This is a genomic window from Methylobacterium sp. J-030 (genome assembly GCF_022829545.1).
Classification (GTDB): domain Bacteria; phylum Pseudomonadota; class Alphaproteobacteria; order Rhizobiales; family Beijerinckiaceae; genus Methylobacterium.
On sequence record NZ_JAKSYM010000303.1, the window covers coordinates 44,470 to 52,755 of the forward strand.

Sequence of the window (8,286 nt, forward strand, 5' to 3'; positions counted from 1 at the left end):
ACCGAACCCGCATGACGCGCCTGATCGCCGCCCTCCTGATCCTCGCCAACGCCGTTCCGGCCCTCGCCCTTCCGCGGGGGGTGCCGGCACCCGACCGCTACGACGGGACGTGGAGCGTGGAGATCATCACCGATGCGGGGACCTGCGACCGGGCCTACCGCTACCCGGTTCGCATCGAGCACGGGGTCGCGCGCTTCATCGGGACAGCGTTCACGATCCAGGGAAGCGTCGCCGGAAACGGGAGTGTCCGCGGCTCCATCTCCAACGGCACCGCGACCGCGAATGTGCGCGGGCGCCTGGCGCGGGACGGGTCCGGCGCCGGAACCTGGGTCGCCTCCGGGGCGCTCGACTGCCGCGGGCACTGGAACGCCGAGCGCCGCGGCTGAGGCTGCGACAGTGCGTCATGGAACGATCACGCGCCCGCCCGAGAATGGGCCCAGTCCATGCGTCGCCAGCCCCGTTCCCGACGCAATCATGAGGGAATGCTGAACACGGTTCGGATACCCGACGAGGCCGCCCGTATGAAAACATCGATCCTCGCGTCCCTCTGCGTCGTCCTGCTCGTCTCGACGGCGCAGGCGCGACCGCATCGGCATCCCGCCGTTCCGACGGTGAATCAGGCCGAGGCCGAGACGGTCCTGGCTCCGCTCCGGCAGGCGGCCACCGCGTGCTTCGCCGACACGGTGCTGTCGAACCCCAAGGCCACCGCCGAGGCGCGCGCCGGCCGCTGGTACGAGGCCGTGGGCATCACCGGCTTCCTCTGCCGCCCGGAGGTCGCCGCGATGATCCAGGCGCATGATCGGATCTACGGGCCGAAGACCGGCGAGCGCTACTTCAAGGGCGCCTACGCCAAGCACCTGGACCAGCAGCTCGCCGAGCGGCTTCAGCCGATGCTGACCCACAAGACCGTCGCCAGTGCCGAGCCGCCGGCCGAGAAGTCCGTCGAGGATAGCGCCGCAGGCAACTGAGCCGGCACCGCGGGCCGGGGACCAGCCGGCGATGCCCTACGAGCTTCACTACTGGCCGATGATCCAGGGGCGCGGCGAGTTCGTCCGCCTCGCCCTGGAGGAGGCCGGCGCCGATTATATCGACGTCGCCCGCCGGGACGACGACGCGGGCGGGATCGGCCCGATGCTCGACCGCCTGTCGGATCCGGCAAACCCGCGCCCACCCTTCGCGCCGCCGTTCCTGCGCGACGGCGATCTGGTCATCGGGCAGGGCGCCGCGATCCTGCTTCATCTCGGCCCGCGCCTGGGGCTCGCCGGCACCGGCGACCGGGACCGGATCTGGACGCATCAACTCCAGCTCACGATCGCGGACGCCGTGGACGAGGTGCACGACACCCACCACCCGCTCGGTGTCGACCTGTACTATGAGGACCAGAAGCCTGAGGCTCTGCGCCGGGCCGCCGGGTTCAAGACCGGCCGGATCCCGAAATTTCTCGGCTATTTCGAGCGCGTCCTCACGGCCAACGGCGGCGCGCGGCTTGTCGGAATGGAGCTGACCTACGCGGACCTGTCGCTGTTCCAACTGGTCGACGGGTTGCTTTACGCCTTCCCGAAGGCCACCGCGGCCGCTTTGCAGGCCACGCCCCATGTGGAGCGCCTGCACGATTCCACGGCGCGGCGCCCGCGGATCGCGGCCTATCTGGCGAGCGAGCGGCGGGTCCCGTTCAACGAGGACGGGATCTTTCGGCACTATCCCGAACTCGACAGTTAGCGGGTCTTCTCAAACTCTTTGCAGGAGCGGGCGGACCAGATGCGCCACGCGCCCTCCCCCCTATGCGGGAAAAGTCGCGACGGGAGTGGAAGCCCGCACCGCCGCGCTGCCCCTCTCCCGCAGAGCAGGGAGGGAGAAGCCCGCCCGCTTGCCCCCTATACGTGACAGAACCGGCTCCGCTCAGAACGGCAGCTTCATCCCGGGCGGCAGGGGCAGGCCCTTGGTCAGCTCGGCCATATGCTCCTGCATCGTCGCCTCGGCCTTGCCGCGGGCATCATTGCAGGCGGCGACGATGAGGTCTTCGAGGATCTCGCGCTCGTCGGCCACCATCAGCGACGGATCGATGATGATCCCCTTCATCTGGCCCTTGGCGGTCATGGTGACCTGAACCGAGCCGCCGCCGGAAGCGCCGGTCACCTCGATCTGGTCCAGCTCGGCCTGCAGGTTGGCCATCTTCTCCTGCATGGCCTGGGCCTGCTTCATGATGCCCATCAGGTCACGCATGCGGATCTCTCCTGAATTCGTCGTCTGCTGATCTGGGTACGCCGCGGCCGGGGTGCCACGAGGCGCCGGGCCGGGCTTCAGGGATCGTCGTCTCCGACCTCTTCCACCCGGGCGGCGTCGCCTTCGCCGAGAATCTCCTGCTCGGCCGTCGGCAGCGCCTCGGCGGCGGTCTCGCGCACGTCGACGATCTCGGCCCCGGGAAAGCGCGTCAGAACCTCGCGCACGAACGGATCGGCGGCGGCGTTCTCCCGGCGGGTCACGTCCACGGCCCGGGCCGCGGCATCGCGGGTCGGCGCGCCCTCCTCCTTCGACAGGACGACGGACCAGCGCCGCCCGGTCCAGCGCTCGATCGCGGCCGCGACGTCGGTGGCGAGGCTCGGCCGGCCGCCCTGGGCGAGGCGAAACTCGATCCGCCCCTCCTCGAACCGCACCAGATGGACGTCCCGCTCCAGGGCCGTCCGCAGCAGGATGTCCCGGTTGGCATCCGCCAGGGCGATCAGATCCTCGAACCGCCCGAGCCGCGGCGTCGGCGGCGCGGCGGGCGCAGCCAACGCGACCGGGGCAGCGACGGGGACAGGCTCGGCGGGACTCGTCCGGGGCGCCGCCGCTAAAGCCGCCGAGCCTCCGCCGCGCAGATCCGGGATCGGCGGCAGCGCGGGACGCGCCGCCGGTGCCGGATCGTCGGCGGGCGCCGTGGCGGCCTCGGCCTTGAGCTGGCGCAGGGCCTCGTCCGGGGTCGGCAAATCGGCCGCGTAGGCGAGGCGCACGATCGCCATCTCGGCCGCCGCCAGCGGGCGCGGCGCCGCCTGGACCTCGGGAATCGCCTTGAGCAGGATCTGCCACGCCCGCGACAGGGCGCGGATCGAGAGCTTCTCCGCGAACTGGCCGCCGCGGACGCGCTCGGTCTCGCTCAGCGTCGGGTCCTGAGCGGTCTCGGGCACCGCCTTCAGGCGGGTCACGAGATGCGTGAAGGCCGCCAGATCCGAGAGCACCACCGACGGGTCGGCGCCCGCATCGTACTGCGCCCGCAACTCCGCGAAGGCGGCCGGAACGGAGCCGCGCATCACCGCCTCGAACAGGTCGAGGATCCGGGCGCGGTCGGCGAGCCCCAGCATGTCGCGCACGCTCTGCGCGGTGACGGAGCCGGCCCCGTGCGCGATCGCCTGATCGAGCAGCGAGAGCGCGTCGCGCACCGAACCCTCGGCGGCGCGCACGATCGCGCCCAGGGCCTCGTCCTCGGCCGCAACATCCTCCGCGGCGCAGACCTTCGCGAGGTGGGCGTGGAGCACCGGCGCCTCGACCCGGCGCAGGTCGAACCGCTGGCAGCGCGACAGGATCGTCACCGGGACCTTGCGGATCTCCGTGGTGGCGAACACGAACTTGGCGTGGGGCGGCGGCTCCTCCAGCGTCTTCAGGAAGGCGTTGAACGCCTTCTCGGAGAGCATGTGGACCTCGTCGACGATGTAGACCTTGTAGCGCGCCGAGACCGGCCCGTAGCGGATGCCGTCGATGATCGCCCGCACGTCGTCGATGCCGGTATGCGAGGCGGCATCCATCTCCAGCACGTCCATGTGCCGGGATTCCATGATGGCCGCGCAGTGGATCCCGAGCTCGGGCATCGACACGGTCGGGCCGGTCCCGGGCTGGCCGGCGCGGGCGTAGTTGAGACCGCGGGCCAGGATGCGCGCCGTCGTGGTCTTGCCGACGCCGCGCACGCCGGTGAGCATCCAGGCCTGCGGGATGCGGTTGGCCGCGAACCCGTTGGCGAGGGTGCGCACCATCGCCTCCTGGCCGATCAGGTCGCCGAAATGGGTGGGGCGGTACTTGCGCGCGAGCACCCGGTAGGGCGTCGCCGCGACCGGGGGGGCCGGAAACCCGGGCAGGCCCGGCTCGTCGTCAGGCGTGCCGGTCGAAGCGTCCATGCCGGGTCGGGATCGGGCTGCCGCGCGTTCGGAAATGAGGTGGGAGGCTGGACGAAGACCCGCTCGGTCTCGTTAGGGCTGCTTCCTTCCGGACCTGACCCGGTTGGCGAGTGAAACGTCCCTCGCCAACCCCCCGCCGGCTATATGGCCGGGCCGTTCGCCGAACGCAAGCGCCGCTATTCAGCCTTGCGCTTCACGATCGCCAGGGTCTTGGGATCGAGCTTCAGGTCGAACGTCTTGCCGTTCGCATCGATGGCGTCGTCGACTTCGATCACCCCGTCGTCGAACTCGATCTCCTTCCACTGGGTGAATCCCTCCTGCTTGAGCATGGCCTCGACCTTGGCCTGCTGATCGGGGGGCAGCTTCTCGTCGGCCCGGGCGGCGATGCTCAGACCGACAAGGATCGTGAGAGCGAGAAAGGGCGCGGCGCGACGCATGGGCGTTCTCCATCTGAAGAAGTGTCGGCTTTGAACAGGAATGCCGCCGTCCCGTTCCGCCTGGCCGAGCATCCTCTTGAGCGCCTTGCGATTCTCCCGCACAGCTTGGCCGGCCCGCCCCGGGCAACAAGGATTCCTGAGAGATGGTCACCCGCGTCGCCACCGTGGCCTTCGAGGGGATCGAGGCGCGGGCGGTGGACGTGCAGGTTCAGATCATCACCGGCTCGGTGGTGTTCAACGTGGTCGGCCTGCCCGACAAGGCGGTGGGCGAATCGCGCGAGCGCGTCCGAGGCGCGCTGATCGCCTCGGGTCTGGCACTGCCGGCCAAGCGCATCACCGTCAACCTCGCACCGGCCGACCTGCCGAAGGAAGGCTCGCACTACGACCTGCCGATCGCGCTCGGCGTGATGGCGGCGATCGGCGCGATCCCGGCCGATGCGCTGGCCGGCTACTGCGTGCTGGGCGAACTCGCCCTCGACGGCAGCATCACGGCGGTGAACGGCGTGCTGCCCGCGGCCATCGCGGCGGCGGCACGCGGCCTCGGGCTGATCTGCCCGGCCGCCACCGGACCCGAGGCGGCCTGGGCCGGCGGCGATCTCGACGTGCTGGCCCCGCGCTCGCTGGTGCAGCTCGCCAACCACTTCAAGGGCAGCCAGGTCATGGCCCGGCCGGAGCCCTCGGTGGCGGGCCGGGCGGGTCCCCTGCCGGACCTCGCCGACATCAAGGGCCAGGAGGGCGCCAAGCGCGCCCTGGAGGTCGCGGCGGCCGGGGGCCACAACCTGCTGATGAATGGGCCGCCGGGCTCGGGCAAGTCGATGCTGGCCGCCCGCCTCCCCTCGATCCTGCCGCCCCTCGGGCCGCGCGAACTCCTCGACATCTCGATGATCCAGTCGGTGGCGGGCGAACTGAAGGACGGCGCCCTCTCGAACCAGCGGCCCTTCCGCCAGCCGCACCATTCCGCCTCGATGGCGGCCCTGGTCGGCGGCGGCCTCGGCGCGCGCCCCGGCGAGGTCTCCCTCGCCCATGGCGGCGTGCTGTTCCTGGACGAGCTGCCCGAATTCACCCCGCAGGTGCTCGACAGCCTGCGCCAGCCCATGGAGACGGGCGCGGTGATGATCGCGCGCGCCAATCACCGGGTGACCTATCCGGCCCGGTTCCAACTGGTCGCCGCCATGAATCCCTGCCGCTGCGGCCAGGGTCTGGAGCCGGGCTATGCCTGCCGGCGCGGGCCGAACGAGCGCTGCATGGCGCAGTATCAGGCGCGGATCTCCGGCCCGCTCCTCGACCGGATCGACCTGCGGATCGAGGTGCCGGCGGTCACCGCCGCCGACCTGATCCTGCCGCCGCCCGCGGACGGCTCGCACGAGGCGGCCGGCCGCGTCGCCGCGGCACGGGCGCTCCAGACCGCGCGCTTCGGCGAACGCGGCCTGCCCGCGGCGACCACCAACGCCACCTGCCCGCCGAACCTGATCGAGGAGGTCGCGAGCCCCGACGCGGACGGGACGGCGCTGATCCGGCAGGCGGCCGAGACCATGCGGCTCTCGGCCCGGGGCTTCCACCGGACGCTGCGCGTCGCCCGGACGCTGGCCGATCTCGACGGCGAGCCGCAGGTACGGCGTGTGCATCTCGCCGAGGCGTTGTCCTACCGGGGCCGCGCCGACGGCGCGGCGGCGGCCGCTTGAGCGCGGGTCCGTCCGGCGATCTCGCGGTCACGATCGGCCAGCACAGCGCCGCCGGCCGCAAGCCCGAGAACCAGGACTTCCACGGGTCCCTCGTGCCGGCACAGCCGGCGCTCGGCCTCAAAGGCATCGCGGTGGCGCTCGCGGACGGGATCAGCAGCAGCGCGGCCGGCGCGGCGGCGAGCGAGACCGCGGTCAAGAGCGTCCTGAGCGACTACTACGCCACCCCCGACACGTGGTCGGTGAAGAATGCCGCGCAGCGGGTGATCGCGGCGGCCGATTCCTGGCTCTACGCCCAGACCCGGCGCGGCATCGATCCGACCGACGCCGACCGGGGCTACGTCACCACCTTCGATGCCCTGATCCTGAAGGCGCGCACCGCCCATCTCTTCCACGTCGGCGACGGCCGGATCTGGCGCGTATCCGGGCGTTCCCTGGAGCAGCTCACCGAGGATCACCGCGTGGTGGTCTCGGCGGCGGAATCCTATCTCGGCCGGGCGCTCGGCGTGACCGGCCGTGCGGAGATCGATTACCAGAGCCTCGCGATCGCGGCCGGCGACATCTTCGTGCTCACCACGGACGGCGTCCACGAGCATGTCCGCCCCCGGGAGATCGTGGCCGCGATCCTGGCTGCGGACGACCTCGACGCGGCGGCCCGGGCGATCGTCGCGGCGGCGCTCGCGGCCGGCAGCCCGGACAACCTGACGATCCAGATCGTCCGAATCGAGGCCGTGCCGGAGGGCGAGGCCGCCGATCTGCTCGGGGATGTCGACGGGCTCGATTCCGCGCCGCTCCTCGACCCGCCGGCCGAGTTCGACGGCTACCGGCTGCTGCGGATCCTCCATTCCGGCCCGCGCAGCCGCGTCTATCTCGCGGTCGAGATGGAGACCGGGGCGCGAGTCGCTCTGAAGGTGCTCTCCCTCGATCTGCGCGACGACCCCGCCCAGCGCAAGCGCTTCGCTCTGGAGGAGTGGATCGCCCGGCGGATCGACAACCCGCACGTGCTGAAGGCCCAGCCGCCAGCGCGGCGGCGCAGCCATCTCTACACGGTGATGCGCTACGTCGACGGCCAGAGCCTGACCCAGTGGATGCGCGACCACGCCGCGCCCGAGTTGGAAACCGTGCGCGGCCTCGTGGAGCAGATCGCCCGGGGCGTGCAGGCGCTCCACCGGCGGGAAATGGTCCATCAGGATCTGCGGCCCGACAACGTCCTGATCGACATGAGCGGGACCGTTCAGGTCATCGATTTCGGCGCCACCAAGGTCGCGGGCGTCATCGAGGGCGATCCGCGGATCGATCCCGCCGAGATTTTGGGTACCGTGCAGTACACCGCGCCGGAATGCTTCCTCGGAGTGCCCTCGACGGCCGCTTCCGACGTGTTTTCGGTCGGCGTCATCGCCTATCAGATGCTGACAGGGCGGCTGCCCTACGGCGATGCCGTTCCGCGGGCACGCACCCCGGCGGCACAGCGCAGGCTTCGCTACGTCTCGGCGCTCCACGTGCGGCCGCTGCTCCCGGTCTGGGTCGACGGTGCGCTCCGGCAGGCCGTCCATCCGGATCCGCTCAAGCGCTACAAGACGCTCTCGGAATTCGTCCACGACCTGCGGTATCCAAACCCAGCCTTCACCGATAGCCACCGTCCGGCCCTGCTTGAGCGCGACCCGCTCCTGTTCTGGCGGCTTCTATCGCTGGTGTTGGGGATCATCGCTCTGACGCTGGCGGGCCTCCTGATCGCGCACCCGCCGCGGTGAGCTGACTTCCCCCTCCCCCTTGCGGCTACTCTTACTACGTCACGAAAGCCTCGATCCCTACGCTTTCAAGGTGCTGTGCGGAGATCCGACGCTGTTGCCGCGCGCCGCTTCGGCACCGGCCCTCGTATCTCGAACGCGGCCCTTTCCCGGGCGCATGCAGCGAAAGCGGAATGCGACCCGGGATCCAGCGCACAGCCTCGCGAAGCATCCGTCTGAAACAAGCTGTGCCGCTGACGCGGCGCTTCGTGTGCTGGGTCCCAGATCAGGTTCCGCT

The 8,286-nt window shown here is 71.0% G+C and carries 8 protein-coding genes and 1 other RNA gene; 5 read left to right on the forward strand and 4 right to left on the reverse strand.

Features of this window, described 5'->3' with window-relative positions; genetic code table 11:
* The first annotated feature begins 11 nt into the window (after window positions 1-11).
* From MKK75_RS22935 to MKK75_RS22945, 3 genes are all read left to right on the forward strand, one after another.
* A complete protein-coding gene (locus MKK75_RS22935; protein ID WP_244044817.1) occupies window positions 12-386 on the forward strand; it encodes a hypothetical protein in 375 nt (124 codons plus the stop codon).
* 135 nt (window positions 387-521) lie between these two features.
* Window positions 522-968, forward strand: a complete 447-nt coding sequence (locus tag MKK75_RS22940) for a hypothetical protein (protein ID WP_244044818.1) — start codon at window positions 522-524, stop codon at window positions 966-968.
* Window positions 969-999: 31 nt separating this feature from the next.
* Window positions 1,000-1,719: a glutathione S-transferase gene (locus MKK75_RS22945; RefSeq protein ID WP_244044819.1), complete on the forward strand. Its 720-nt coding sequence runs from the start codon at window positions 1,000-1,002 to the stop codon at window positions 1,717-1,719.
* A gap of 180 nt (window positions 1,720-1,899) precedes the next feature.
* Here MKK75_RS22945 and MKK75_RS22950 read toward each other — a convergent pair whose 3' ends face one another.
* The 4 genes from MKK75_RS22950 to MKK75_RS22965 all read right to left on the reverse strand — a co-directional run bounded on the left by MKK75_RS22950 (window position 1,900) and on the right by MKK75_RS22965 (window position 4,582).
* Window positions 1,900-2,223 carry a YbaB/EbfC family nucleoid-associated protein gene (locus tag MKK75_RS22950; protein ID WP_244044820.1) on the reverse strand — a complete coding sequence of 108 codons (324 nt, stop codon included), beginning with the start codon at window positions 2,221-2,223 and terminating at the stop codon, window positions 1,900-1,902.
* Window positions 2,224-2,300: 77 nt separating this feature from the next.
* Window positions 2,301-4,145 (reverse strand): DNA polymerase III subunit gamma/tau, encoded by a 1,845-nt coding sequence (locus MKK75_RS22955; protein WP_244044821.1) that lies wholly within the window; start codon window positions 4,143-4,145, stop codon window positions 2,301-2,303.
* A 37-nt stretch (window positions 4,146-4,182) separates the two neighbouring features.
* An RNA gene (gene ffs, locus MKK75_RS22960) (signal recognition particle sRNA small type) lies at window positions 4,183-4,281 on the reverse strand.
* 40 nt (window positions 4,282-4,321) lie between these two features.
* Window positions 4,322-4,582: a PepSY domain-containing protein gene (locus tag MKK75_RS22965; protein ID WP_244044822.1), complete on the reverse strand. Its 261-nt coding sequence runs from the start codon at window positions 4,580-4,582 to the stop codon at window positions 4,322-4,324.
* A 143-nt stretch (window positions 4,583-4,725) separates the two neighbouring features.
* On the opposite strand from MKK75_RS22965, the gene MKK75_RS22970 reads away from it, so the two are divergent.
* Complete coding sequence (locus MKK75_RS22970; protein WP_244044823.1) at window positions 4,726-6,264, forward strand: YifB family Mg chelatase-like AAA ATPase; 1,539 nt, start codon at window positions 4,726-4,728, stop codon at window positions 6,262-6,264.
* Window positions 6,261-8,012, forward strand: a complete 1,752-nt coding sequence (locus tag MKK75_RS22975) for a bifunctional protein-serine/threonine kinase/phosphatase (protein WP_244044824.1) — start codon at window positions 6,261-6,263, stop codon at window positions 8,010-8,012. The genes MKK75_RS22970 and MKK75_RS22975 overlap by 4 nt, the downstream gene beginning before the upstream one ends.
* Window positions 8,013-8,286: the final 274 nt, after the last annotated feature.

Bases quoted from the DNA above. Each gene is read 5' to 3' on its own strand.
- MKK75_RS22935 (WP_244044817.1), top strand. From the start codon at position 12: ATGACGCGCCTGATCGCCGCCCTCCTGATCCTCGCCAACGCCGTTCCG.
- MKK75_RS22940 (WP_244044818.1), top strand. From the start codon at position 522: ATGAAAACATCGATCCTCGCGTCCCTCTGCGTCGTCCTGCTCGTCTCG.
- MKK75_RS22945 (WP_244044819.1), top strand. From the start codon at position 1,000: ATGCCCTACGAGCTTCACTACTGGCCGATGATCCAGGGGCGCGGCGAG.
- MKK75_RS22950 (WP_244044820.1), bottom strand. From the start codon at position 2,223: ATGCGTGACCTGATGGGCATCATGAAGCAGGCCCAGGCCATGCAGGAG.
- MKK75_RS22955 (WP_244044821.1), bottom strand. From the start codon at position 4,145: ATGGACGCTTCGACCGGCACGCCTGACGACGAGCCGGGCCTGCCCGGG.
- MKK75_RS22965 (WP_244044822.1), bottom strand. From the start codon at position 4,582: ATGCGTCGCGCCGCGCCCTTTCTCGCTCTCACGATCCTTGTCGGTCTG.
- MKK75_RS22970 (WP_244044823.1), top strand. From the start codon at position 4,726: ATGGTCACCCGCGTCGCCACCGTGGCCTTCGAGGGGATCGAGGCGCGG.